Origin of the sequence: Gordonia sputi NBRC 100414 (assembly GCF_000248055.1) — a bacterium.
Classification (GTDB): domain Bacteria; phylum Actinomycetota; class Actinomycetes; order Mycobacteriales; family Mycobacteriaceae; genus Gordonia; species Gordonia sputi.
In genome coordinates this window covers 1-24,233 of record NZ_BAFC01000046.1, presented here as the reverse complement: position 1 = coordinate 24,233, position 24,233 = coordinate 1, and the positions used below count along the sequence as shown (strand labels likewise).

At 66.3% G+C, this 24,233-nt stretch carries 21 protein-coding genes; 5 read left to right on the top strand and 16 right to left on the bottom strand.

What is annotated here, in order from left to right; genetic code table 11:
* Positions 1-2 precede the first annotated feature (2 nt).
* From GOSPT_RS06875 to GOSPT_RS06860, 4 genes are all read right to left on the bottom strand, one after another.
* Positions 3-1,499 carry a putative nucleotidyltransferase substrate binding domain-containing protein gene (locus GOSPT_RS06875; protein WP_039855080.1) on the bottom strand — a complete coding sequence of 499 codons (1,497 nt, stop codon included), beginning with the start codon at positions 1,497-1,499 and terminating at the stop codon, positions 3-5.
* A 123-nt stretch (positions 1,500-1,622) separates the two neighbouring features.
* Entirely contained in the window at positions 1,623-3,911 is a 2,289-nt protein-coding gene (locus GOSPT_RS06870; protein ID WP_005204471.1) for a polyribonucleotide nucleotidyltransferase, read from the bottom strand.
* Between the two features lie 576 nt (positions 3,912-4,487).
* On the bottom strand, positions 4,488-4,757 hold the full coding sequence (gene rpsO, locus GOSPT_RS06865; RefSeq protein ID WP_005204469.1) for a 30S ribosomal protein S15: 270 nt from the start codon (positions 4,755-4,757) through the stop codon (positions 4,488-4,490).
* Positions 4,758-4,924: 167 nt separating this feature from the next.
* Complete coding sequence (locus tag GOSPT_RS06860) at positions 4,925-5,899, bottom strand: bifunctional riboflavin kinase/FAD synthetase (RefSeq protein WP_039855079.1); 975 nt, start codon at positions 5,897-5,899, stop codon at positions 4,925-4,927.
* A 205-nt stretch (positions 5,900-6,104) separates the two neighbouring features.
* On the opposite strand from GOSPT_RS06860, the gene GOSPT_RS06855 reads away from it, so the two are divergent.
* Positions 6,105-6,809, top strand: coding sequence for a metal-dependent transcriptional regulator (locus tag GOSPT_RS06855; RefSeq protein WP_005204465.1), 705 nt, complete (start codon positions 6,105-6,107; stop codon positions 6,807-6,809).
* 39 nt (positions 6,810-6,848) lie between these two features.
* On the opposite strand, the gene truB is transcribed toward GOSPT_RS06855, so the two are convergent.
* From truB to GOSPT_RS06840, 3 genes are read right to left on the bottom strand one after another with little or no spacing between them, the layout of a single operon-like run.
* Positions 6,849-7,748, bottom strand: coding sequence for a tRNA pseudouridine(55) synthase TruB (gene truB, locus GOSPT_RS06850; protein ID WP_005204463.1), 900 nt, complete (start codon positions 7,746-7,748; stop codon positions 6,849-6,851).
* Between the two features lies 1 nt (position 7,749).
* Positions 7,750-8,406 (bottom strand): 4'-phosphopantetheinyl transferase family protein, encoded by a 657-nt coding sequence (locus GOSPT_RS06845; RefSeq protein WP_005204461.1) that lies wholly within the window; start codon positions 8,404-8,406, stop codon positions 7,750-7,752.
* Positions 8,403-9,389, bottom strand: coding sequence for a metallophosphoesterase family protein (locus tag GOSPT_RS06840; RefSeq protein WP_005204458.1), 987 nt, complete (start codon positions 9,387-9,389; stop codon positions 8,403-8,405). Before GOSPT_RS06840 ends, GOSPT_RS06845 begins: the two co-directional genes overlap by 4 nt.
* A gap of 346 nt (positions 9,390-9,735) precedes the next feature.
* On the opposite strand from GOSPT_RS06840, the gene GOSPT_RS06835 reads away from it, so the two are divergent.
* Complete coding sequence (locus tag GOSPT_RS06835; RefSeq protein ID WP_141630825.1) at positions 9,736-10,227, top strand: hypothetical protein; 492 nt, start codon at positions 9,736-9,738, stop codon at positions 10,225-10,227.
* Between the two features lie 38 nt (positions 10,228-10,265).
* Here the strand turns inward: GOSPT_RS06835 and GOSPT_RS06830 are convergent, their stop codons facing one another.
* From GOSPT_RS06830 to rimP, 7 genes are all read right to left on the bottom strand, one after another.
* Positions 10,266-11,651: an MATE family efflux transporter gene (locus GOSPT_RS06830; protein ID WP_051993773.1), complete on the bottom strand. Its 1,386-nt coding sequence runs from the start codon at positions 11,649-11,651 to the stop codon at positions 10,266-10,268.
* Positions 11,648-12,607, bottom strand: a complete 960-nt coding sequence (locus GOSPT_RS06825; RefSeq protein WP_005204453.1) for a DHH family phosphoesterase — start codon at positions 12,605-12,607, stop codon at positions 11,648-11,650. The genes GOSPT_RS06830 and GOSPT_RS06825 overlap by 4 nt, the downstream gene beginning before the upstream one ends.
* Entirely contained in the window at positions 12,604-13,062 is a 459-nt protein-coding gene (gene rbfA, locus GOSPT_RS06820; protein WP_005204452.1) for a 30S ribosome-binding factor RbfA, read from the bottom strand. The genes GOSPT_RS06825 and rbfA overlap by 4 nt, the downstream gene beginning before the upstream one ends.
* Positions 13,063-13,181: 119 nt before the next feature.
* On the bottom strand, positions 13,182-15,995 hold the full coding sequence (infB, locus tag GOSPT_RS06815; protein ID WP_039855059.1) for a translation initiation factor IF-2: 2,814 nt from the start codon (positions 15,993-15,995) through the stop codon (positions 13,182-13,184).
* A 79-nt stretch (positions 15,996-16,074) separates the two neighbouring features.
* Positions 16,075-16,392 (bottom strand): YlxR family protein, encoded by a 318-nt coding sequence (locus GOSPT_RS23095; RefSeq protein ID WP_005204446.1) that lies wholly within the window; start codon positions 16,390-16,392, stop codon positions 16,075-16,077.
* 160 nt (positions 16,393-16,552) lie between these two features.
* A complete protein-coding gene (nusA, locus tag GOSPT_RS06810) occupies positions 16,553-17,593 on the bottom strand; it encodes a transcription termination factor NusA (RefSeq protein ID WP_005204444.1) in 1,041 nt (346 codons plus the stop codon).
* A gap of 69 nt (positions 17,594-17,662) precedes the next feature.
* Positions 17,663-18,208 (bottom strand): ribosome maturation factor RimP, encoded by a 546-nt coding sequence (rimP, locus tag GOSPT_RS06805; RefSeq protein WP_005204442.1) that lies wholly within the window; start codon positions 18,206-18,208, stop codon positions 17,663-17,665.
* Positions 18,209-18,467: 259 nt separating this feature from the next.
* On the opposite strand from rimP, the gene GOSPT_RS06800 reads away from it, so the two are divergent.
* Complete coding sequence (locus GOSPT_RS06800) at positions 18,468-19,034, top strand: hypothetical protein (protein ID WP_051993769.1); 567 nt, start codon at positions 18,468-18,470, stop codon at positions 19,032-19,034.
* Positions 19,031-19,465, top strand: coding sequence for a ferritin-like domain-containing protein (locus GOSPT_RS06795; protein WP_005204438.1), 435 nt, complete (start codon positions 19,031-19,033; stop codon positions 19,463-19,465). Before GOSPT_RS06800 ends, GOSPT_RS06795 begins: the two co-directional genes overlap by 4 nt.
* Positions 19,466-19,527: 62 nt before the next feature.
* Here the strand turns inward: GOSPT_RS06795 and GOSPT_RS06790 are convergent, their stop codons facing one another.
* Positions 19,528-21,258, bottom strand: a complete 1,731-nt coding sequence (locus GOSPT_RS06790) for a proline--tRNA ligase (RefSeq protein ID WP_039855058.1) — start codon at positions 21,256-21,258, stop codon at positions 19,528-19,530.
* 83 nt (positions 21,259-21,341) lie between these two features.
* Here GOSPT_RS06790 and yaaA point away from each other — a divergent pair, with 83 nt between their 5' ends.
* On the top strand, positions 21,342-22,082 hold the full coding sequence (gene yaaA, locus GOSPT_RS06785; RefSeq protein ID WP_039855077.1) for a peroxide stress protein YaaA: 741 nt from the start codon (positions 21,342-21,344) through the stop codon (positions 22,080-22,082).
* A gap of 472 nt (positions 22,083-22,554) precedes the next feature.
* On the opposite strand, the gene GOSPT_RS06780 is transcribed toward yaaA, so the two are convergent.
* Positions 22,555-24,102 (bottom strand): MFS transporter, encoded by a 1,548-nt coding sequence (locus tag GOSPT_RS06780; protein ID WP_005204433.1) that lies wholly within the window; start codon positions 24,100-24,102, stop codon positions 22,555-22,557.
* Positions 24,103-24,233: the final 131 nt, after the last annotated feature.

The window sequence follows — 24,233 nt, the reverse complement described above, 5'->3', positions numbered from 1 at the left end:
CATTACGCCGAACCTACCGGCAGATAGTGCGCGCGGTTGGCGGCCCGGCGCTGCACCCCGGCGATCTCGCGTACGGCCTGCGCGACCATGCTGCGGTCGAGCGGAGACAACCGTTTCATGTCCAGCACGTCACTCACCTCCTCACCCCGATCAAACTGTGCGACTTGGTAATTGAGGCGGATTCGCTGCAAGATCTCGAAGACCTCGATCAAGGTGTCGGCCTGGTCGTTGGACAACAACTCGGTTCCCGACGCGGCGCGTAACCGACCGCGTGTGTCGAGTTGCGGCGACCCCACCGACAACGCCGCCCAGCGGGCGAAGTTCACCAGGGGACCGATCGCATGTTGCTTGATGTCGAAGTCATCGCCGCGACGAGTCAGAACATCACGCATCGACCGCATCTTCGCTCTGGTGGCAAGAGCTTCTGCCAGCAGGAGATTCAGCGTTCCTCGGTGTCGTCGAAGGTCGGCGAACACCTCGCCGACCGCCGGGAGCCCTTCATCGCCCCAGATGGGGCGGGCGTCGATCAACAACGACGTGAGAATCATGCCCTTGTTCTCCAACGGCTCGGCGAGCCACCGTTCCGCGGCAGCGCGCCACCGCGCGTGAGTGCGCGAGAACAACGGCATCGAGGCGATCGCGCCGTTGTCATCGACGGCCATGCCCGCTCCGCGGAGCACAGCGTCGACCTCTCCGAAGGCCACCCGATAAGCCTGCACCTGCTCGTCGCTGACGTCGTCGGAGAACGAGACGGCCGAGTCGATGTCGGAACTCAACACGGTCTCCCGACGAGCGTTGCTGCCCAACGACATCCACGTCAACTTGGTCGGGTCCAACTCCGGATGTGAGGCCAGGACGAGTTCGAGTGCACGACGGACCACTGCATCGACGACAAGAGACGCCATCGTGGTAACCGAGTGTGCTGGTTGCTCGCGACGGACCAGGTCGGCGATCAGGTACGGCACCCGAGACGCACGCTCCTGCAATTCGACGACGTCGCGCGCACGTGAGATCTGCTCGCGCAGAGCAACACTCGGCCCTCCGGGTGCCGCCACGAAGTCCGACGGCGCGACAACGCCGTGCACCACTCCGCCTGCGTCGACGACGGGCAGTGCCGTCAGGTCGTTCTCAAGGATCGTGGTGAGCGCGTCGGTGGCCGCGACGTGCGGCGCGACCACGGTTGCGCGACGCTGCGTCAGCGCGGTCACCGGGGTATCGAGCGATGCGCCCGCCGCGACAACTCGCTCACGGAGGATCGCGTCGGTGAGCACTCCGAAACCGCCGTCGCGCAACGGGATCAGCACGTGGTCGCGATTGCGCTCGGTCATCAGTTGCGCCGCTTCCCGCACCGACATGTCGGCCGTGCCGACAACCGGGGCTGAGCGGATGAGGCTCTCGACGGTGTGGTCGACCGATCCGGCGGGCTCACGCCGGTGTGCGACGGTGAGCTTGTCCGCGACGACTCCGGCAGCCTCACCGCCCCGCTCATCTTCCGCCATCGCCACTCCCCTCACCGAACATCCTCGTCACCATGTCGTCACCGACGACGGCGGCCCGTCGTCCACTCCATTGTGGACGACGGGCCGTCGAGTTCTCGCGGCGAGCGCCGCGGCGTCAGCAGATCAGGCGTCTGCCGAAGCCTTGTCTTCGGACTGCTCCGCATCGCTGCCGGACTTGTCGCTGTCGTCGACCGGGACGAGGCTGATCTTGCCGCGCTCGTCGATGTCGGCGATCTCGACCTGAAGCTTGTCGCCGACCTTCACGACATCCTCAACCTTGTTGATGCGCTTGCCCTTACCGAGCTTGCTGATGTGCACCAGACCGTCGCGGCCCGGCAGCAGCGACACGAACGCGCCGAAGGCGGTGGTCTTCACCGCGGTGCCAAGGAAGCGCTCGCCCACCTTGGGCAGCTGCGGGTTGGCGATAGCGTTGACCTTGTCGATCGCGGCCTGCGCCGAGACGCCGTCGGCAGCACCGATGAACACGGTGCCGTCGTCCTCGATCGAGATGTTGGCGCCGGTGTCCTCGGTGATGCCGTTGATCGTCTTGCCCTTGGGGCCGATCAGCTCGCCGATCTTGTCCATCGGGATCTTGATGGTGGTGATCCGCGGGGCGTACGGGCTCATCTCGTCGGGCTCGTCGATGGCCTCGGCCATGACGTCAAGGATGGTCAGGCGCGCGTCCTTGGCCTGGCTCAATGCGCCGGCCAGCACCTTCGACGGGATGCCGTCGAGCTTGGTGTCGAGCTGAAGCGCCGTGACGAAGTCCTTGGTGCCCGCGACCTTGAAGTCCATGTCGCCGAAGGCATCTTCGGCACCGAGGATGTCGGTGAGCGCGACGTAGCGGGTCTCGCCGTCGACAGTGTCGGACACGAGGCCCATCGCGATACCCGCGACCGGAGCGCGCAGCGGCACACCGGCATTGAGCAGCGACATGGTCGACGCACAGACCGAACCCATCGAGGTGGAACCGTTGGAGCTCAACGCTTCCGACACCTGACGAATCGCGTACGGGAAGTCCTCGACGCTCGGGATCACCGGCACGAGGGCACGCTCGGCGAGCGCGCCGTGGCCGATCTCGCGACGCTTGGGCGATCCGACGCGACCGGTCTCACCGGTCGAGTACGGCGGGAAGTTGTAGTGGTGCATGTAGCGCTTCGACGTCTCGGGTCCGAGCGAGTCGATCTGCTGCGCCATCTTGACCATGTCGAGTGTGGTGACACCGAGGATCTGGGTCTCGCCGCGCTCGAACAGTGCCGAACCGTGGGCGCGCGGGATCACGGCGACCTCGGCCGAGAGCGACCGGATATCGGTGATGCCACGACCGTCGATACGGAAGTGGTCGGTCAGGATGCGCTGACGCACGAGCTTCTTGGTGACCGAGCGGTATGCCGCACCGATCTCCTTCTCACGACCCTCGAACTGCTCGCCGAGCGAGGCGAGGATGTCGGCCTTGAGTTCGTCGGTCTTCTCGTCGCGCTCCTGCTTGCCCGGGATGGTGAGGATCTGCGAGAGACGCTCGGTGGCAGCAGCCGAGACGGCGTCGTAGACCTCGGACTCGTAGGCCGGGAAGAGCGGGAACTCAGCGGTCTCCTTGGCAGCGGCCGCTGCGAGCGACTTCTGCGCCTCACAGAGACGAGCGATGAACGGCTTGGCAGCCTCGAGGCCCTCGGCGACGATGGCCTCGGTCGGCGCCTGCGCGCCGCCTGCCACGATGTCGATGACGTTGTCGGTTGCCTCGGCCTCGACCATCATGATCGCGACGTCGGCGTCATCGCCTTCTCCGACGATGCGGCCGGCGACGACCATGTCGAAGACTGCGCCTTCGAGCTGCTCGACGGTCGGGAACGCCACCCACTGGCCGGCCTTGTTCTCCTCGGTCGGGATGAGCGCGACACGCACGCCACCGACAGGACCGGAGAACGGCAGGCCCGCGAGCTGGGTCGACGCCGATGCCGCGTTGATCGCGACGACGTCGTACAGATCCTTGGGGTCGAGGCTCAGGACGGTGACGACGACCTGGATCTCGTTGCGCAGGCCGTCGACGAACGACGGACGAAGCGGACGGTCGATCAGACGGCAGGTCAGGATGGCATCGGTCGACGGACGGCCCTCACGGCGGAAGAACGACCCGGGAATGCGTCCCGCGGCGTACATACGCTCTTCGACGTCGACGGTGAGGGGGAAGAAGTCGAAGTGCTCCTTGGGATGCTTCGACGCCGCTGTCGTCGACAGCAGCATGGTCTCGTCATCGAGGTAGGCGGTTACCGAACCGGCTGCCTGCAGGGCGAGACGTCCGGTCTCGAACCGGATGGTGCGGGTGCCGAAGCTGCCGTTGTCGATGACGGCCGTTGCCTCGGTGATCGCGTCGTCGAACTCCTCGACGACCTCAGTGGTGGTGACATCTGTCATGTGGGCTATGAATCCCTTCGTGCCGGTCGCATTCGACGCGACCGTGGTGGTGGCCGCCCATAGCGACCCGAATATGCGGATTGGGACCAGGAGCGACAGACTGACGTGCGCTCCCGATGAACTGCGCGAATGAACTCGCGCACCGGGGCGCGCGTAGCGCCACTACCGGCCCAGAACATCGCGCGAAATGGCCACTGCATGCCAGGGCCGCCCTAGTGCGACCCGTGGGTGCTCAGACGGCCTTCGATCGAAGCGGCCGGAATCATCTGGCGATTCCGGCGGCCACTACCGAGGACCGATCTGACTCTGCGACATGTGTGTGAGCACACAAATCTGCAACGTTCCGCTTATCAGCCTATCATCGCTGCCCCTGAGACCAGGAAACGACGAGGCCGGGAAACGACGAACCGGCCACCTCCACGTGGGAGATGACCGGTCCGTTCAGTTCGTGTGTCGCTCAGCGACGGAACCCAGGGTCGCTCAGCGACCGCAGCTCGGGGTCGCTCAGCGACCGCAGCTCGGGGTCGCTCAGCGACCGCAGCTCGGGGTCGCTCAGCGACCGCAGCTCGGGGTCGCTCAGCGACGCAGGCCGAGGCGCTCGATCAGCGAGCGGTAGCGTGCGATGTCGACCTTGGCGACGTACTTGAGCAGGCGGCGACGACGGCCGACGAGCAGCAGCAGACCACGACGGCTGTGGTGATCGTGCTTGTGCTCCTTGAGGTGCTCGGTGAGGTCGGTGATGCGCTTGGTCAGCAGCGCGACCTGAGCCTCGGGCGAGCCGGTGTCGGTCTCGTGGAGGCCGTACTCGGTGAGGATTTCTTTCTTCTGCTCGGCAGTCAATGCCATGGAGATACTCCTGTTGTTTCAGTCCCGCGTCATCTGTGACCAGCGGCAATCCCACCCGGGATCGTCAACGCTGATTCGGTGCGCCACCGCGGACTGCAGCGGCACCGACGTGTCAGGCTACCAACCGCGCAGGTCCCAGCCCAAATCGCGCCAAAGCGCCCTGGGTCCTACGAGCCGCTCTGGGTCGCGGCGAGAATGCCTCGGGTCTTGTCGACGTCTCCGCTCATCGCGGTCAGCAGATCGTCGATGCTGTCGAAGTTCTCCATGCCGCGGATTCTGTCGACGAAGTCGACGGCGACGTGCTGACCGTAGAGGTCGGCCGTGGTGTCGAGGACGAATGCCTCGACAGTCCGCGTACGCCCGGAGAACGTCGGGTTGGTACCCACCGACACAGCCGCCTGGTAGCTCTCCCCCGGAATCACCTGGCCCACAACCGGTCCGGGTCCAAGAACCGTGAACCACGCGGCGTACACCCCGTCAGCCGGAATGGCCGCGTACATCGGCGGTGCGACATTGGCTGTGGGATAACCCAATTCGCGTCCACGTCCGTCACCGCGAACCACCACTCCCTCGACGCGGTGGGGCCGTCCGAGGGCTTCTGCCGCGCGCTCGACGTCGCCCGCAGCAACGCACGAGCGGATGTAGGTCGACGAGTAGGTCACCGCGTGCTCGCCGAACAGCGAGATGGCCTGCACCTCGAACCCGAAGCGCTGACCGAGCTCTGTGAGCTTCTCGACGTTGCCCGCGGCCTTCTTCCCGAAGGTGAAATTGGCACCGACCACCACTTCGGCGGCATGCAGGCTCTCGACGAGAACGTTGTGCGCGAAGTCCTTCGGAGAACGCGACGCCAGCTCGGGGGTGAACGGCATCACGCAGAAGACGTCGATTCCCAACTCCTCGGCCAACTCGGCCCGACGAGTCAGCGTCGTCAACTGTGGTGGGTGCGTTCCGGGGCGGACCACCTCGGCGGGGTGCGGGTCGAACGTCATCAACACCGACGGGATGCCACGCTCGGCCGCCGCGGAGGTCGCGGCGTGGATCAACTGCGCGTGCCCCCGGTGGACGCCGTCGAACACACCGATGGTGACCACACACCTGCCCCAATCCGCGGGCACCTCGTCCAGACCTCGCCATCGCAACACGCCGACAAGCCTACGGCGACCGACGCCGGTGAACCAGCACCCGCGCCCGCCCGATGCCGATCCGAACGCGCATCGTGAATCACGCACGTCCACACAGTGAATCGCGGCATGCCACCACACCAATGACAGTTGTCCATGCCGCGATGGCGCCGGGTTGGGTCGGCCACGGAGCTTCGGCGTAGGTAGGCGGGGCTAAGCTCGTTTCATGCCTCAAACCCGAGCTGCCGGTCCCGATACGTCCGTGGCCGAGTTGTCGACGGTCACCCAGGACTACCTCAAGGTCATCTGGACCAGCCAGGAGTGGGCCGAGGTCAAGGTGACCACCAAGATGCTCGCCGACAAGATGGGCGTATCGGCGTCGACGGCGTCGGAGGCCATCCGCAAACTCGCCGATCAGGGCCTCGTCTCACACGAGCGGTACGGCGCAGTCACCCTCACCGACGAGGGTCGGGCGGCCGCGGTGCTGATGGTGCGACGCCACCGTTTGATCGAGACATTCCTCGTCCGCGAACTCGGCTACGGGTGGGATGAGGTGCACGACGAGGCCGAGGTCCTCGAGCACGCGATGTCCGACCGCTTCATGGCGCGCCTCGACACGAAACTCGGTCATCCGGACCGCGACCCGCACGGCGACCCCATCCCGCGTGTCGACGGCTCGATACCCGCACCGGAGGCGTTCTCACTCGCCGATCTCGACACGGGTGAGGGCGGCAGAATCGCACGAATCTCCGATACCGATCCCGAGGTGCTCCGCTACTTCGACCAACTCGGAGTCGCTCTGGACTGCGTGGTCCACGTCTCCGAGAAACGCCCGTTCGCCGGCACGATCTCGATCTCGATCGACGGCGCCGAGCCGATCGTGCTCGGCGACATCGCCGCTCGCGCGATCTTCCTCGTCGCCGAGCACTGAACACGACGCACTGTCAGGAGCGCGTCAAGCCACGCGTCGCTATCGCAGCGTTGCCGGCCGCACGACCATCACAGAACTCGCCCGACGCCCCTTTTCCTGCACCAGCGCGATGGCCTGCCCGGCGGGGTCGACAACCACGTAGATGCCCTTGCGCCCGATCGGCGTCAACCACCGTCCCTGACTAATGGATTCGGCCTCGTCGTCGTCGATATCGCGGTGCGGGAAGGAGATCAGGGCGGCCTCGTCGATCGTGAGACTGAGCTCGGGACGCTCAGCCAACTGCTCGAGGGTCCGTGCGTGTTCCAATGTGAACGGGCCGACCGCGGTTCGACGCAGCGCGGTCAGGTGTCCCCCGACTCCGAGTGCCGCGCCGAGATCGCGTGCGAGAGAGCGGATGTAGGTTCCTGCGGAACAGTCGACGACGACGTCGAGGTCGACGAACTCCCCCTCGTCGCGTCGAGCCAACACGTCGAATCGCGAGACGGTGACCGGCCTCGCGGCGAGCTCGAACTCCTCGCCGGTCCGTGCCAGCGCGTGCGCGCGCCTGCCGTCGACCTTGATCGCGCTGACCTTGGCAGGCACCTGCTCGATGTCGCCGGTGAGTGTCGCGACCGTTGCCGCGATCTGCTCGTCGGTGATCGACGACGCGTCGGCGCTCGAGATGACCTCGCCCATACGGTCGTCGCTGTCGGTTGCGGCGCCCAGGCGGATGGTCGCGGTGTACGACTTGGTGGTCAGTGCGAGCAATCCGAGCAGTTTTGTCGCCCGCTCGACGCCGACCACGAGCACTCCGGTCGCCATCGGGTCGAGTGTGCCCGCATGGCCAACTCGTCTGGTGTTGAACAGCTTTCGGCAACGAGAGACGACGTCGTGACTCGTGATGCCCTCATTCTTGTCGACGATGACCAATCCGGCGTTCTCGATCGATGAGTCGGCCACGTCAGCTCATCACGATCGTCGTGGTGATGTAGCCGTCGTCGACCAGCCAGCGCCCGGAGAACTCGGTGATCGGTGTTCCCCCGTCGATGACCGAGCCGTCGATCAGGATTCGGGAGCGGAAGGTCCCCATATTCTCCGCGGTCTGCTCGAACGTGATGTGGGCATCCTCGAAGCCGAGCCAGCGTTGGGTCAGCGGAAACCATGCCTTGTAGGTTGTCTCCTTGGCGCAGAACAGAAGTCGATCCCAGTGCAGCCCCGACGGCCGCTGTGCGATGACGTCACGTTCGGCAGGAATGCTGGTGTGCTCGAGCACGCCGTCGGGCAGCACGTCGTGCGGCTCGGCGTCGATTCCCAGTGTCCTGACGCCCATCGCGTACGCGACGATGGCGGCACGATATCCGTCGCAGTGCGTCAGGCTGCCCACGATCTGGTTCGGCCACAACGGCATTCCCTTGTCGCCGCGCATGATCGGCGTCGGCTCGATCCCGAGCTGTCCGAGCGCCTGACGGGCGCAGTGACGCGCCGTGATGAATTCACGACGACGCTTCTCGACGGCGCGCGAGATCAGCGATTCCTCGGCGGGCATCGGCTCGAGACCCGGTGGGTCGCCGAAGGATTCGGCGGAGGCGACGCCAGGTGGGAGGAGTCGTTCGATCACTTGTCGCCCTCCTGACCTGAGCTCGTCTGACCCGAGCTTCGCTGTGCTCGACGCTGCGCCACGCGTTCGGCGAACTCGCGGGCACGCTCGGCGTAATCCGGCGGCAGGTTGAAGCGCGCGCCGTGATCGGGTAGATCCTGTTCGCGCACACCGGGATCGGGTGCGATCTGACGTAGCAGCGGTTCGGGTAGGCCGCGTCGCTTCCACTCGCGCGGGTATCCGACCGACACCTCCTCGAACCGCACGTCGTCGTACCAGGTGGTGCGCGGGATGTGCAGATGTCCGTAGACGCTGCATGTGGCGTTGAACCGCGTGTGCCAGTCGGCGGTGAGTTCACTGCCGCACCACAGTGCGAATTCGGGGTAGAACAGCGCGTCGGTCGGTTCGCGCCGCAGCGGCCAGTGATTGATCAGGATGGTCTTCTCTGCCGGGTCGAGTGCCTCGAGACGCTTGCGCGTCGACTCGATGCGCGCCCTCCCCCACGCGTCCCGGGTCGGGTACGGCTCGGCGGACAGCAAGAACTCGTCTGTCGCCACCACGTTGCGTTCCCGTGCGACAGCGAGCGCCTGCAGCGCCGTCGAGGTGCCCTCCGGGCGGAACGTGTAGTCGTAGAGCAGAAACATCGGCACGACGCGGACGGGTTCGCTGCCATCGCCCGCGTCGAACAGCGGGTAGATGTCTTCCGGCGTGACCACCCCGATGTCGCGGCACGCCTGGACGAGGTAGTCGTAGCGCGCGACACCGAAGATCTGCAGCGGGTCCTTGGCGGTGGTGTAGAGCTCGTGGTTGCCCGGCACCCAGATCACCGTGTCGAATCGAGCCTTGAGTCGACGCAGGGTGTCGATGATGTCGTCGGTACGTTCGGACACGTCGCCCGCGACGATCAGCCAGTCGTCGGGAGCCGACGGTCGAATCTGGTCGACGATGCTCTCGTTGCCGCGGTGCGCGACGTGAAGATCGCTGATCGCCCAGAGTGTAGCCACGAGGATCCATCGTGCCAGATGGCCGCGGCGCCACTGTTTTCAACCGAATGAATCACCGGTGACCCACTCGATGTTGCGTTCCACCTTGTGTCAGGATGCGCACGTGTATCCGAGCCAACCCCAGCCGCCTATTGCACAACCACCTGGTCATTCCTACCAGCCCCCGTACCCGATGTACCCGCCACGCCGCCCCGCCCGCACACCTCTCGGCGACCGCGGCCCGTGGTGGGCACAAGCCCTGGTCAGCGCAGCGATCGGCGGATTCTTCTTTGTTGTGAGCTGCGCGCTCCAAATCGCTCTGAGTGAGTTCGGGTTGCACGATTGGTGGAGATTCAGCGTCTGGACGTTGGCAGCCCTGCTATACATGGGCGTCCTCGCCGTGTGGGCCCGATCCACTCCGCAACGAATCCTCGGTCCCGGCGCCGCCTTGGTGCTCCTGGGATTGCAACGTGTACTCGACGCACTGTGGGCTATCTCCGGCCCACGCCTCTACTCGGGCTGGACCTACGCCGAATTCGAATGGTGGTACAGCGCCAATAACGGACTCGTCATTCTTGGCGTCGTGGTGGGGTGGTCACTCGCACGCAGAAGAACTGCCTTCGCGTTGATCGGCATCATCCCGGCGCTCGCGCTCAGCGCGGCGGGGGGATGGATCGAGCAGGCAATCCACTATCCGAAGTCGTACATAACTGCGTCGCTTCTCGACGGCGTCGTATTCATAGGCTTTTGTGTGCTCGGCATCCTCAGTGTGTGGGCCTGCGACGGAATCGGCCTGGCCATCCGACGCGGACGCACTCAGAGCAGACCGCGACCTGCGTACCCACAGCCCGGCTACTGAGTGGACGCCGCGCGAGCCGTCGACATTGGTGCCGTCGATCAACCGCGCTCGTGTCCGACCCGCTGCCACCGGCCTGACCGAATCCGCCACACGACGGTCAGCATGCGAATCACCATGAACACCACAAGGCCCGTCCAGATGCCGGCCAATCCCCAGTCGAACGCCAGGGACAGCCAGATCAGCGGTAAGAATCCGACGAGCGCGGCCACCAACGTCGCAGACCGTAAGTATGCGGCGTCGCCGCTGCCCAGGAGCACACCGTCGAGCGCGAATACGACTCCCGCAATCGGCAGCATGGCGACGAAGAACCACCAGGGCGTGCTGATCGCGTCGAGCACCCTGGCATCGCTCGTGAACAGTCTCGGCAGCACGCCGGCGCCGATGGCGAAGACCCCTGCCATTGCCGACGCAGCCACCACCGACACGACAGTCACCCTGCGAGCCACGTTCTGGGCCGCTGTGACCGCACCCGCCCCGAGCGCGGCACCGACCAACGCTTGAGCCGCGATGGCCACCGAGTCCAGGAACAGTGACATGAACTCCCACAGTTGAAGTGTCAGCTGATGAGCAGCAACGGCGGCCACCCCGAAGCGGGCCGCGACGGCAGCCGCCGACAGAAAGCACACCTGGAACGAGAGGCTGCGCGCCACGAGGTCGCGCGCCATCACGAGTTGGGCTCGGATCACCGCCCACCGAGGACGCAACGCGCGGCGCCCACCATCGGGGAGCACTTCGCGCAGGAGTCGCGTCGCGAACAATAGACCGGTGATCGATTGTCCGACGACGTTGGCAATTGCGCTGCCCTGCAAGCCGAGCCGCGGGAAGAACCACAGCCCGTGGACCAACCCCACCAACAGCACTGCCCCGACCGACAATCCGACCACGACGTACACGACCGGTCGTCGGGTCTCCTGGACACCACGCATCCAGCCGTTGCCCGCCATCGACACGAGAATGAGTGGCACGCCGAAGCATGCGATTCGCAACCACGAAGTTGCTTCCGCCGCAACGTGACTCGCATCCGGACCTGACGTGCCGACCATGAGTCGCATCACCCACGGTGCCAGCGGATAGATCACGGCGACGATCACACCACCGACGCCGAGCGCGATCCACGTCGCCTGCACGCCCTCTCCCACCGCGCCCGCGCGGTCGCCCGCACCGAAGCGTCGAGCCGAACGCGCGGTTGTCCCGTACGAGAGAAAGGTGAGCTGGGTACTGATCACCGAGAGCACCAGAGCACCGACGCCGAGCGCGGCCAATTCGTCGCCGCCGAGGCGCCCGACAACGGCGAGGTCGAGGAGGAGATACAGCGGCGGCGCGGTCAGCACCGCAAGAGCCGACACCGACAACACCGCGATGCGGCGTATCCCCGTGTCCGGGGCGATCGCCTGGGCGTCGGCCTGTCGGGCGGGCTCGGTCAGAGCAACCCCACCAGCCGGTCGACGACCTCCTGGGCACTCCCGATATCGCTGTACCCGGAGGCGTGTCGATGACCGCCGCCGCCGAGTGCGCGCGCGATCGGAACCAGATCGACCGATGCCTTCGACCGCAACGAGACCGTCCAACTCGCCGGTTCGATCTCCTTGAACACCGCCGCGATCTCGGCGCCTGCCGTGGTTCGCACGATGTCGATGATGCTTTCGGACTCTTCCCAGCTCATGCCGACCATCGCGTCGTGATCGACGACGGCGTAGACGAGTCCCGCACCGTCGGCTGCTTTCGGGATGAATGTCGCCGACGCCAGAACCCCGGCCACCATCGACAGCCACGAGAAGGGATGGGTGTCGAACAGCGCCCGACTCCACCGTCGACCGTCGACTCCGCTGTCGAGTAGTCGCGCCGCGACCCGAAACGAGTCGGGGCGCGCCCATTTGAACGATCCGGTATCTGTCGCGAGACCCGCGTACAGACACGTCGCGATGTCGGCGTTCAGCGGAACGTCGAGTTCGTCGATGAGTCGCAGGACGAGTACGGCGGTGCAGTCGGCGTCGGGGTCGACAAAGTCGAGGTCACCGAAACCCCCGTTGGACATGTGATGGTCGACGACGACCGACGTGACCGCGCCCTCGAAGACCGCGGCCAAATCGCCGAGCCGATCAGGTCCGGCGGCGTCGACCGACACGGTCACGTCGTGCCCCTTGAGTGCGTCCGGTTCGACGAGTAGCCCCCGCACCCCTGGCAGGTCACGAAGGGCCACGGGCAGGCTCTCGGGACCGGGATAGGAGACCTCGACGTCGAGGCCTCGTGTCGTCAACGCGAGTCCCAGCGCGAGTCCGCTACCGATGGTGTCGGCGTCGGGTCGGACGTGGCAGAGGATTGTCACCGCCGATGCCCCGCCGAGGACATCTGCGATCGCCGCAGGGGAGGCAGTGGTCACTCGCGTGAACCGTCCTCGCCGTCTTCGTCCTTGCTTCGATACGGGTCTGCGTCACCGGCAGGTTGCGCTTGTTTCGCCTGGCGCGCGACGAGTTCGTCATTGGCGCGTGCGCGCGCCACGAGTTCTTCCATGTGGCGCGCGGCGTCGGGAACGGTGTCGAGGACAAAACTCAATGTCGGGGTGAAGCGCACGCCTGTTCCGGCGCCGACCTTCGAGCGGAGAATCCCGGTCGCCTTGGCGAGTCCCGCGGCAGCGGCCTCGTAGTCGGGTTCGGCATCGATCGATTCGCCCATGACGGTGTAGAAGACCGTCGCGTCGTGCAGGTCGTTGGTCATCTTGGTATCGGTGATCGTGACGTGGGCCAGCCGCGGGTCCTTGATGTCGTGGGCGATCGACGACGCCACGATCGACGAGATCCGCTTGGCCATTCGCTGTGCCCGTGCCGGGTCAGCCATGGGGTGTCCTTCCTCCAGAATCGAAGCACTGTGAGTGAGGAACGTACTCCCCTTCCGGGGCCGTCGGGCACCAAGTGCCCTCAGACCCCGGAAGGGGAGCGTGTTCGACGATCCGCGCGTCAGTCGCGCGGCTTCTCCTGCAACTCGTAGCTCTCGATGACGTCGTCGACCTTGATGTCGCTGTACGTCAGCGTGAGACCACATTCGTAGCCTTCGCGAACCTCGGTGACGTCGTCCTTCTCGCGTCGCAGCGACGAGATCGTGAGATTCTCGGCAACCACGACGTTGTCGCGAAGCAGACGAGCCTTGGCGTTACGGCGGATGAGACCGGACTGCACCAGGCAACCGGCGATGTTGCCGACCTTCGAGCTCTTGAAGATGGCGCGGATCTCGGCGCGGCCGAGCTCCACCTCTTCGTAGATCGGCTTGAGCATGCCCTTGAGCGCGCTCTCGATCTCGTCGATGGCCTGGTAGATCACCGAGTAGTACCGGATGTCGACGCCCTCGCGGTTGGCGAGCTCTGTGGCCTTGCCCTCCGCACGGACGTTGAAGCCGATGATGATCGCATCCGACGCCGCAGCGAGGTTGACGTTGGTCTCCGTCACGCCACCGACACCACGGTCGATGACGCGCAGCGACACCTCGTCGCCCATGTCGATACCGAGCAGCGCCTCTTCGAGCGCCTCGACGGTACCTGCGTTGTCGCCCTTGAGGATCAGGTTCAGCTGGCTGGTTTCCTTCAGCGCCGAATCGAGGTCCTCGAGGCTGATCCGCTTGCGGCTACGTGCGGCCAGCGCGTTGCGCTTGCGCGCGTTGCGCCGGTCGGCGATCTGCCGGGCGGTGCGATCTTCTTCGACGACGAGCAGGTTGTCACCTGCACCCGGCACCGACGTGAAGCCGATGACCTGGACGGGTCGCGAAGGCAGGGCCTCGTTGACGTCGTCGCCGTGCTCGTCGACCATGCGTCGCACACGACCGTAGGCGTCGCCTGCCACCACGGAGTCGCCGACACGCAGCGTTCCGCGCTGAACCAGCACGGTCGCCACAGGTCCGCGACCACGATCGAGGTGCGCTTCGATGGCGACACCCTGAGCGTCCATGTCGGGGTTGGCACGCAGATCGAGCGACGCGTCGGCGGTCAGCAGCACAGCTTCAAGCAACTGCTCGATGTTGGTGCCCTGCTTGGCCGAGATGTCGACGAACATCGTGTCGCCGCCGTACTCCTCGGGGATCAGCCCGTACTCGGTGAGCTGGCCGCGGATCTTCGACGGATCGGCGCCTTCCTTGTCGATCTTGTTGACCGCGACCACGATCGGCACGTCTGCTGCCTGCGCGTGGTTCACGGCCTCCACCGTCTGCGGCATGACGCCGTCGTCGGCGGCGACCACGAGGATCGCGATGTCGGTCGACTTGGCACCGCGGGCACGCATGGCGGTGAACGCCTCGTGACCAGGGGTGTCGATGAACGTGATCAGTCGATCGTCGCCGTTGAGGTGCGTGTTCACCTGGTAGGCACCGATGTGCTGGGTGATGCCACCGGCCTCGCCCTCGCGCACATTCTCCTTACGGATGGTGTCGAGCAGGCGGGTCTTGCCGTGGTCGACGTGACCCATGACGGTGACCACCGGCGGACGCTGTTCGAGATCCTCTTCGCCGCCCTCGTCCTCACCGTAGGAGAGATCGAAGCTCTCGAGGAGTTCGCGATCTTCGTCCTCCGGGCTGACTACCTGGACGTTGTAGTTCATCTCGGAGCCGAGCAGCTCCAGCGTCTCGTCGTTGACCGACTCGGTCGCCGTGACCATCTCGCCGAGGTTGAACAGCGCCTGGACCAGCGATGCCGGGTTGGCGTCGATCTTGTCGGCGAAGTCGGACAGCGAAGCGCCGCGGGCGAGACGAATGGTCTCACCGTTGCCGCGTGGCAGCCTGACGCCACCGACGGCCGGAGCCTGCATCGAGTCGTATTCTTGCCGCTTCTGACGCTTGGACTTGCGTCCCTTACGGGGTGCACCACCCGGACGTCCGAACGCACCGGCTGCGCCGCCACGACCGCGACCGCCGCCACCGGGACGTCCGCGGAAACCTCCGGGAGGACCTCCCGGTGCTCCGCCTGGCGCGCCTCCGCCGCCACCGCGATAGCCTCCGCCACCGCCGCCACTGCGACCGCCTGGTCCACCGCCGCGGCCCGGTCGGCCCGCGTCGGGACGTGCTGCACGACTGGGCATGGCACCCGGGTTGGGCCGAGGGGGCATGTTGCCCGGATTCGGGCGAGGTCCGCCCTGACCCGGTGCGGGACGTGCGCCTGCACTGCCGGGACCGGGACGCCCTGCACCCTGGCCGGGTCGGCCCTGCGTGGGACGCCCACCACCGGGGCGGGGTCCGCCCTGGCCGGGTCCGGGACGTGGTGCCGCCGGACGCGGAGCTGGTGCGGGTGCAGACGAATACGGATTGTTTCCGACGCGAGGCGCACGCGGTCCGGGCTTTGGCCCGGGACGTGGACTCGTCGGCGCAGGTGCGGAAGCCTGAGCTGCCGCGGGCGTCGACTTCTGTGCCGGCGCCGGAGTGGGCGCAGCAGGTGCCGGGGTGGCTGCAGGCGCAGGAGCCGGTGCCGACTGCGCGGCAGCAGGCGTCGGTGCGGGTGCAGGTTTCGGAGCCGCCGGCTTGGGGCCGGGGCGAGCTGCGCCGGGCTTGGGCGCAGCAGAGTTGTCACGAGCCGCGGCACCAGGCTTGGGTGCTGCCGACTTCGTGGAGTCGTTCTTGGCTGCTCCCCCGTTATCTGCGGGGAAGGATTCGCGAAGTCGGCGGGCCACGGGGGCCTCAACGGTCGACGACGCGGATTTGACGAACTCGCCCTGTTCTTTGAGACGTTCGAGCACTTGCTTGCTCGTTACGCCAAGTTCCTTGGCCAGTTCATGCACGCGGGCTTTGCCTGCCACTGCTCTCCTCACTTGGAGGCCGAGCGGCTTGCCCGCCACGGCCTCGGATTACGTCCGATACGTGCTCATCGTGGTGACTTCACGGTGTGCTCATGTCTTCTGCTACCTGTTCTGGCCCGTTAGGGCCGCTCTCGTCCGTGCCATCTCCCGAGCGGGTGAACAGCACTTCTTTGAGGTCGGACTGGTCTACGACCAGTCCCGGACTCCTCAGCGCCCGGGCAAACGCGTTGCGTCGAACCGCGGCGGACACACAGTCCGCCACCGGATGCAGCCACGCACCTCGCCCAGGCATGGTCTTCGCGATGTCGACAACGATCCTCGGGCCGCTCGCACCTGTAGGGGCGACGACACGGACCAGCTCTGCGATACCGGCTCGCTGCCGACATCCCAGACACATACGGATCGGACCTTGCGGAGAATGACTCTGCGAAGAATCGTTCCGCCGACCGGACCGGTCACCACCATCGGAAGTAACTCCACAGGGGGCGGCCGGCCGCATTCGCGTGACCATCGATCAGTCTAGCGCGCCGAGTACCGAACTGGACAACCGGACCTCATCACGCCCGTCCGGCTCCCGGCCCGCCCGACTGGCCGGCGGGTGCGCTGGGAGCGTCGTCGGCGTCGGAGCGGATGTCGATTCGCCACCCCGTCAGACGAGCGGCCAGTCGTGCGTTCTGACCTTCCTTACCGATCGCGAGCGAGAGCTGATAGTCGGGTACGACGACGCGCGCTGCCTTCTGTGCCGCGTCGACCACCTCCACCGAGACGACCTTCGCAGGCGACAGTGCGTTCCCGACGAACACAGCGGGATCGGTGTCGTAGTCGATGATGTCGATCTTCTCGCCGGACAACTCACTCATCACGTTGCGTACGCGCTGACCCATCGGTCCGATGCACGCGCCCTTGGCGTTGAGTCCGCTGACACCGGTGTGCACGGCGATCTTGGAGCGGTGGCCCGCCTCACGCGCGACTGCGACGATCTCGACCGAGCCGTCCTCGATCTCGGGTACCTCGAGTGCGAAGAGCTTGCGCACCAGGTTCGGATGGGTACGCGACAGCGTGATCTGTGGTCCACGCGGACCACGCGAGACGCCGACGACGTAGCACTTGATGCGGTCGCCGTGTTTGTAGCTCTCGCCGGGCACCTGCTCGGCGGGCGGGATGATTCCCTCCGCGCTGTTGGCGTCGCTACCGATCTGCACGACGATCATGCCGCGTGCGTTGGCGCGGGCGTCCTGTTGCACAACGCCACCAACGATCTCGCCCTCGTGGGTGACGAAATCGCCGAAGTTCTTCTCGTTCTCCGCGTCACGCAGACGCTGCAGGATGACCTGACGGGCGGTGGTGGCCGCGATACGGCCGAAACCCTCGGGGGTGTCGTCGTATTCGTGGACGACGGTGCCGTCCTCGTCGACCTCCTGCGCCATCACCCTGACCGCCCCGCTCTTGCGATTGACGTCGATGCGCGCGTGCGGCGCGAATCCGTCGGTGTGGCGGTATGCGGTGAGCAATGCGGTTTCGATGGCGGTGATGACCGTGTCGATCGAGATTCCCTTGTCGGCCTCGATCATGCGCAGTGCATTGATGTCGATGTTCATGGGGCGCTCCTATTCACTTGTCGGCTGCTATGGAATTTTCGGCTGTTGGTTGAGTTCTATGGTCGGTCGCTACGAGTTGACGGTGTCGCGACGTTGCGCGATCTGCGCGTCGTCGAGGCCGCACAATCGCAGCTCGGCGACTCCCGGCCGCGAGAAGTCGACGTCGACCACAGCACGTGTGACGGCGTCGAGTTCGACGGTGCGGACTCGGAAACGGCCGCGGTCGTTGCTCACGATGTCGACCTGGCCGTCGTGGAGCGGTCCGACCCTGCCTGCGACACGGGTCGGACCGTCGTCGCCGGCGAGATCGATGAGCACCTTGCGTCCGGTGGCACGACGCCACTGCCGTTCGGTGGTGAGCGGCCTGTCGACGCCGGGTGAGGTGACCTCGAGTGTGTCGATGTCGGCGTAGGCGGGATCGGCGTCGAGCGCGTCGGACAGCTCGCGACTGAGGTCGGCGAGCTCGTCGAGCGAACCTCCCCCATCCCGATCGACGGTCACGACGACCGCGTCGCCGTCTGCACCGTTGGTGATCACGACGTCTTCGACGTCGAATCCGCGGTCGGCGACAAAGGTGTCGACGAGCGTGCGGAGTTGTCGCGTATCGATGCTCATTGCTCTCCTCACTCCTCGTCTTCGCTTGCCGCGCAGTGCTTTCAGTTGCGGTCTTCAGGTGCGTTCATTGTCGTCGGTCAGCTGTCGCGGCAATTGGTCTGCCGCATGCGACGGCACCCTATTCTAGTCGATCCGCGACCCTCTCCCGACCACCTTGCGACCGGTCCCGGACCCGGCAGGCTACTGGCGATCACCGGGCAGACCGTCGGACCTCCTGTGGTCCGTGCGGCCCGCACCACGGGTGTGCCGGACTGGCATCATGTGTCGGGTGAAGCCAGCAGCCCCCGATGTACTCGACGCCGTGAATCGTCGCACCGTCTTACGAGGCAGCCTCGCGATCGGCGCCGGAGCACTCGTGATCGGCGCGTCGAGCGCGTGTGACAGCGGCCCGACGCCGAATGAGATCACCGCCACCGCCCTGCTCCCCCTGGCCAAGGCTGCCCGCTCCGACGCTGCGGCAGCTCGTTCGCTCGCACCACGTCTTCCGACTTACAGCGCAGCGCTCGGAGTGATCGCCGACCAGCGTGACGCCCACGCGACCGCGCTATCGCAGGAGGTCCAACGCCTCGACTCCGACACCGCGAGCCAGTTGTCTGCAGCGCCGTCGGCCTCCGCGACGCCCGGCTCCACCGGTGCGGGGGCGTCCGAGACGTCCACACCGGGGTCGTCGTCGACAGCGGGAACGCTCGACGAGCTGTGCTCGTCGCTCCGTGCGTCGACGCGTGCAGCACACGACGCCGCGATCTCACTGAAGGGCTACTCGGCAGGGCTGGCCGGGTCGGTCAGCGCCTCGGTCGCCACACTCGTGGAGGTGCAGCTCGCATGACCGCAACAACCGACGCTTTGGCCACGGCGACGCAGGCCGAGAATGCCGCGATCTTCACGTACGGGGTCACGACAGCTTTTGTCTCCGCGACTCGACGCGGCACTGTCGCCGACTACATCGCCGCCCACCGCGCGGCACGCGACGCACTCAACGCTGCCATCACGGCGGCAGGCGCGACTCCACCCGATATGGCCGCCGGGTACACGCTGCCCGTGCAGGTCACTGACCCGACGAGTGCTGCCCGTGCCGCGCTGGCGGCCGAGAATGACTGCGCCACGGCATATCGCTCGACGCTCGAGCGCGCCGACTCCGAATCGGCGCGCCGCCTGGCCGTCGACCAGCTCACCGACTGCGCGCAGCGCGCGGCCACCTGGCGTGCAGCATTGCGCGAGAGTCCGGTGACCGTCCCATTCCCGGGACAGCCGCAATAGTCCGGTAGTCCGCGTAGCCCGACAGCCCGGTCAACCCGGGTTGCCGGACCGGCCGCCGGAAGCTACCCGCGCACCGCGGCGACGATCGCCGACACTGCGTTGTCGACCGGTACCTCGGCGCTCTCGCCGGTGAAGCGATCGCGGACCTCGACGACGCCGTTGGCGTAGCCGCGGCCCACCACGACCACGGTGGGCATGCCGAGCAGTTCGGCGTCCTTGAACTTCACGCCGGGCGACGACTTGCGGTCGTCGAGCAGGACGTCGAGGCCCGCGGCGTCGAGTTCCTCGGCCAGCGACGTCGCGCCGCCGATCGCGGCCTCGTCCTTGTTGGCGATCACCAGGTGCACGTCGTAGGGCGCGACCTCTGCGGGCCAGCGCAGCCCCTTGTCGTCGTGCTGCTGTTCAGCAATCACCGCGACAAGCCGCGACACGCCGACACCGTAGGACCCCATGGTGAGGCGGACCGGCTTTCCGCTTTCGCCGAGTACATCCACCTCGAAGGCGTTGGTGTACTTCTGGCCCAGCTGGAAGATGTGACCGATCTCGATGCCCTTCGCGGCCACCAGCGGTCCCTTGCCGTCCGGAGAGAGGTCGCCGTCGAGGATTTCGGCCGCCTCGATGGTCCCGTCCACCGTGAAGTCGCGCCCGGCAACGAGTCCGACGACGTGCCGGTTGGGCTGGTCGGCACCGGTGATCCACGCCGTGCCGTCGACGACGCGCGGATCGACGAGATAGCGGACGCCGTTCTCCTGCAAGGCTTTCGGTCCGATGTAGCCCTTCACCAGGAACGAGTTGGCCGCGAAGTCGGCTTCGGTCAGCAGCTCGACTTCTGCGGGCTCCAACGACGCCTCGAGCCGCTTGACGTCGATCTCCCGGTTGCCCGGCACCCCGATGCCGAGCAACTCCCACTCGCCTCCGGGTTCGCGAACCTTGACCATGACGTTCTTGAGTGTGTCCGCGGCGTCGAACGTCCCGTCGAGGGCGTCGTTGGCCCACGCGACGAGCGTCTCGATGGTGGTGGTGTCAGGGGTCTCGTGAACCTGCGCCTCCGCGAGTCCGTCGAACGGAATCGGTTCGGGTGCAGGCGTGACGACGGCCTCGACGTTGGCCGCATAGCCCGACTCCAGGCAACGCACGAACGTGTCCTCGCCGACCTCGCTCTCGGCGAGGAACTCCTCCGAGGCACTGCCGCCCATCGCGCCGGACGTCGCGGCGACGATGACGTATCGCACCGCGAGGCGCGCGAAGATGCGCTGGTAGGCGTCACGGTGCGCGATGTAGGAGGCCTTGAGTCCGTCGTCGTCGAGGTCGAAAGAGTACGAGTCCTTCATCACGAACTCGCGTCCACGCAGGATGCCTGCGCGCGGACGTTCCTCGTCGCGGTACTTGGTCTGGATCTGATACAGGATGACCGGCAGATCCTTGTACGACGAGTACTCGCTCTTGACCAGCTGCGCGAAGATCTCCTCGTGCGTCGGACCGAGGAGCATGTCGGTGCCCTTGCGGTCCTTCACACGAAAGAGGTTGTCGCCGTACTCGGTCCAGCGGGCAGTCGTCTCGTACGGTTCACGCGGCAACAGCGCGGGCAGCAGGATCTCCTGCGCGCCGATCGAGTTCATCTCCTCGCGCACGATGTTCTCGACCGCCCTGAGAACCCGAAGCCCCAGGGGGAGCCAGCTGTACACGCCCGGCGCGACACGCCGAACATATCCAGCGCGAACAAGCAGCTTGTGGCTGGGAACCTCGGCGTCTGCCGGGTCATCGCGCAGCGTACGCAGGAACAGCGTCGACATCCGTGTGATCACGGTCGATCAGTCTAGTCGGCCACCGCACGCGCTTTTCGGTCCCGTCCACGTGGCCGGATACAGTGTTCGACGTGCTCGTCATCCTCCCGCCCTCGGAAACCAAGTCCGACGGGGGTTCCGGCGCCCCACTCGACCTCGACACACTGTCGTTCACCGAACTCAATCCCGTGCGCAAACAGATCGCCGACGCCGTCGTCGACCTCGCGAGCGATCTCGACGCGAGCGTGAAGGCACTCGGGCTCGGCAAGACACAGCTCGCCGAGGTCGACAGCAACGCCGACCTCTGGCTCTCCCCGACGCGCCCTGCGATCGAGCGCTACACCGGCGTGCTTTACGACGCCCTCGACCACCGATCGCTGACCCGCGCGGGCAAAGCGAAAGCGGCAGACCGCCTCGCGATCGGGTCGGCGCTGTTCGGGGTCATCCGGGCCGGCGATCGGATACCCGCCTACCGCCTCTCGGGTGGATCCACGCTGCCCGGCTTCGGCACGCTCACCTCGGCGTGGAAGCCTGCTCTCTCGAACACGCTCGACGCGGTGGACGATTTCGTCGTCGACCTGCGCTCGGGGATCTACCAGCAGCTGGGGCCCATCTCGGGCGCGGTGACTGCCACGGTGATGACGGAGGCGCCCGACGGGTCCCGAAAAGTGGTGAGCCACTTCAACAAGCACTACAAGGGTCTGATGGCCCGCGAACTGGTACGGACGCGCCGAAACGTCCGCGACATCAACGCCCTCGCCGCCGTGCTGTCCGACGCCGGGCAGTGCGTCGAGATCCCCCGACCCGACGAGATCGTCGTCTTGACCGACTGACGCGCACCCGATGACCTCTGCCGTCCCCGCGCACGAATTTCCCGACGTCGTCTTCTCGCGTTCCGGCGGGCGACCCGATCACCCCGGTCTGGCTCAACGATGTCGGTGGCGTCACCTATCGACTCGGCGACGGTCCGTCCGCCCGCTACCTGAAATGGCAGCCACCGACAGACGAGGTCTCCCTGCGCGCCGAAGCTCACCGACTCTCGTGGGCGGCGCGGTTCGTCGCGTGTCCCACCGTGCTCGACGCCGGATACGACGATAGCGCGGAGTGGATGCTGACGGCCGCAGCGCCGGGGGATTCGGCGGTGTTCACGCCGTGGCTCGAACGTCCCGAAATCAGCGTCGCAGCGCTCGGTCGGGGTCTACGGGCCCGGGTGGGAACGACCGCTCGTCGAGTCGTACGGCGTCGACTTCGACGAGGAGCGGATGAGTTTCTACCAGCGTCTCTGGGACTCCACCTGAGACCGGATCAGTGGTCGTGGGTGTTCTGCGCGATGTCGGAGTCGAGCCCGGCGTCGGCGGCTTCTTGCGCGGCCTGCCCCTCGGCAACCTGCTCCGGCGTGAACCGCATGAACAATACGACGATCGCGGCGATCACCGCGATGCCCGCGCAACAGGCGAACGCCAGTCCGTAGCCGTTGGCCTGCGCGGCGAGTTGCGCCTTGTTCATCGACTCCACGGGCGCGGTGGTGCCGCCGAGCGACAGGGCGCGAGACGTCACGAGCGCTCCGACCGCGACCAACCCGATTGCACCGCCGAGGTTCTGTGCGACCTGCGCGAGCGCGGTGAGCGGCCCGATCTCGTTCGGCCCGACGCCCGCGACAACCGACAGGGTCAGCGGGATGACAGCGAAACCGACACCCACACCGATCACCACGACAGGGATGAGGATGCTCGGGAAGTACGCCGGAGCCTTCGGCGCGATCGACGCCGCGTAGACGCAGCCGGCCAGGATGATCGCTCCACCGCACAGCACCAGCCACCGCGGCTGGACATGCAGCGCGAGCTTCGACGCGATCGCCGCGGCGATACCGAGTCCGAACGCGAACGGCACCACCGCGAGACCACTCTGAACAGGGGTGTACTTCAGGATTCCCTGCAGGTAGAGCGAGATGAAGACCGCCATACACATCATGATCATGCTGGCGAAGAAGATGGCGACCAAAGCGGCGACACGACTGGTGTTGTCGAAGAGAACGAACGGCAGGATCGGGTTACTCGCACGACGCTCGACTATGACGAACGCCACGAGAGCGAGACCACCGAGGATGAACGAGGCGATGACGATCGGACGGCCCCAACCGTTGGGACCCTCGTTCACCGCGAGCACCAGCAGTGAGCATCCCAACGTCGCGAGCACGGCTCCCGGTAGGTCGAGAGAGAGTCGCACGCCCTGGGATTCGCGCAAGACAAAGTAGGCTCCGACCGCGACGAGCAGTCCGATCGGGACGTTGATCAGGAAGACGAGACGCCACGAGAGCTGGGTCAGCACACCACCGAGGATCAGACCCGCGACAGAACCGATACCGGTCATCGCCGCGTAGATCGCGAACGCCTGACTGCGTGGTTTACCGGGCGCGAACGTCGTGGCTACCAGAGCCATCGCGGTCGGCGCAGCGACGGCTGCCGAGGCACCCTGCAGGGCGCGTCCGACGATGAGACTCGTTTCATCCCAGGCCAGGCCACACAGCAGTGAGGTCAGGGTGAAGGCTGCGACGCCGATCACGAACATGCGCTTGCGTCCGAACGTGTCACCGAGTCGGCCACCGAGGAGCATCAACCCGCCGAATGCGAGGACGTAGCTGCTGATAATCCAGTTCGCACCCGACTCCGAGAGTTGCAGCGACTCACGGATCTTCGGCAGCGCCAGCGCGGCGACCGTTCCGTCGAGCACCATCAGCAACTGCATTCCCGACAGCACGAGGATCGCGAGCCCGAACACCGGCCGGTACTGATTGTCGGTGTCCGACGCCCCGGCCGCGAAATCCAGCCGGTGTGCTTGCCCAGGTGACGACATAGGGTTCGACGCTACCGCGCCCCTGCGCGTATGTGCCAATTCTCGTTGGCGGATAGCCGCTGTACGGCGGGTGACAACGCCCACTCGACGGGATGCTGCGCCCACTCGACGGGATGCGACGCCCACTCGAC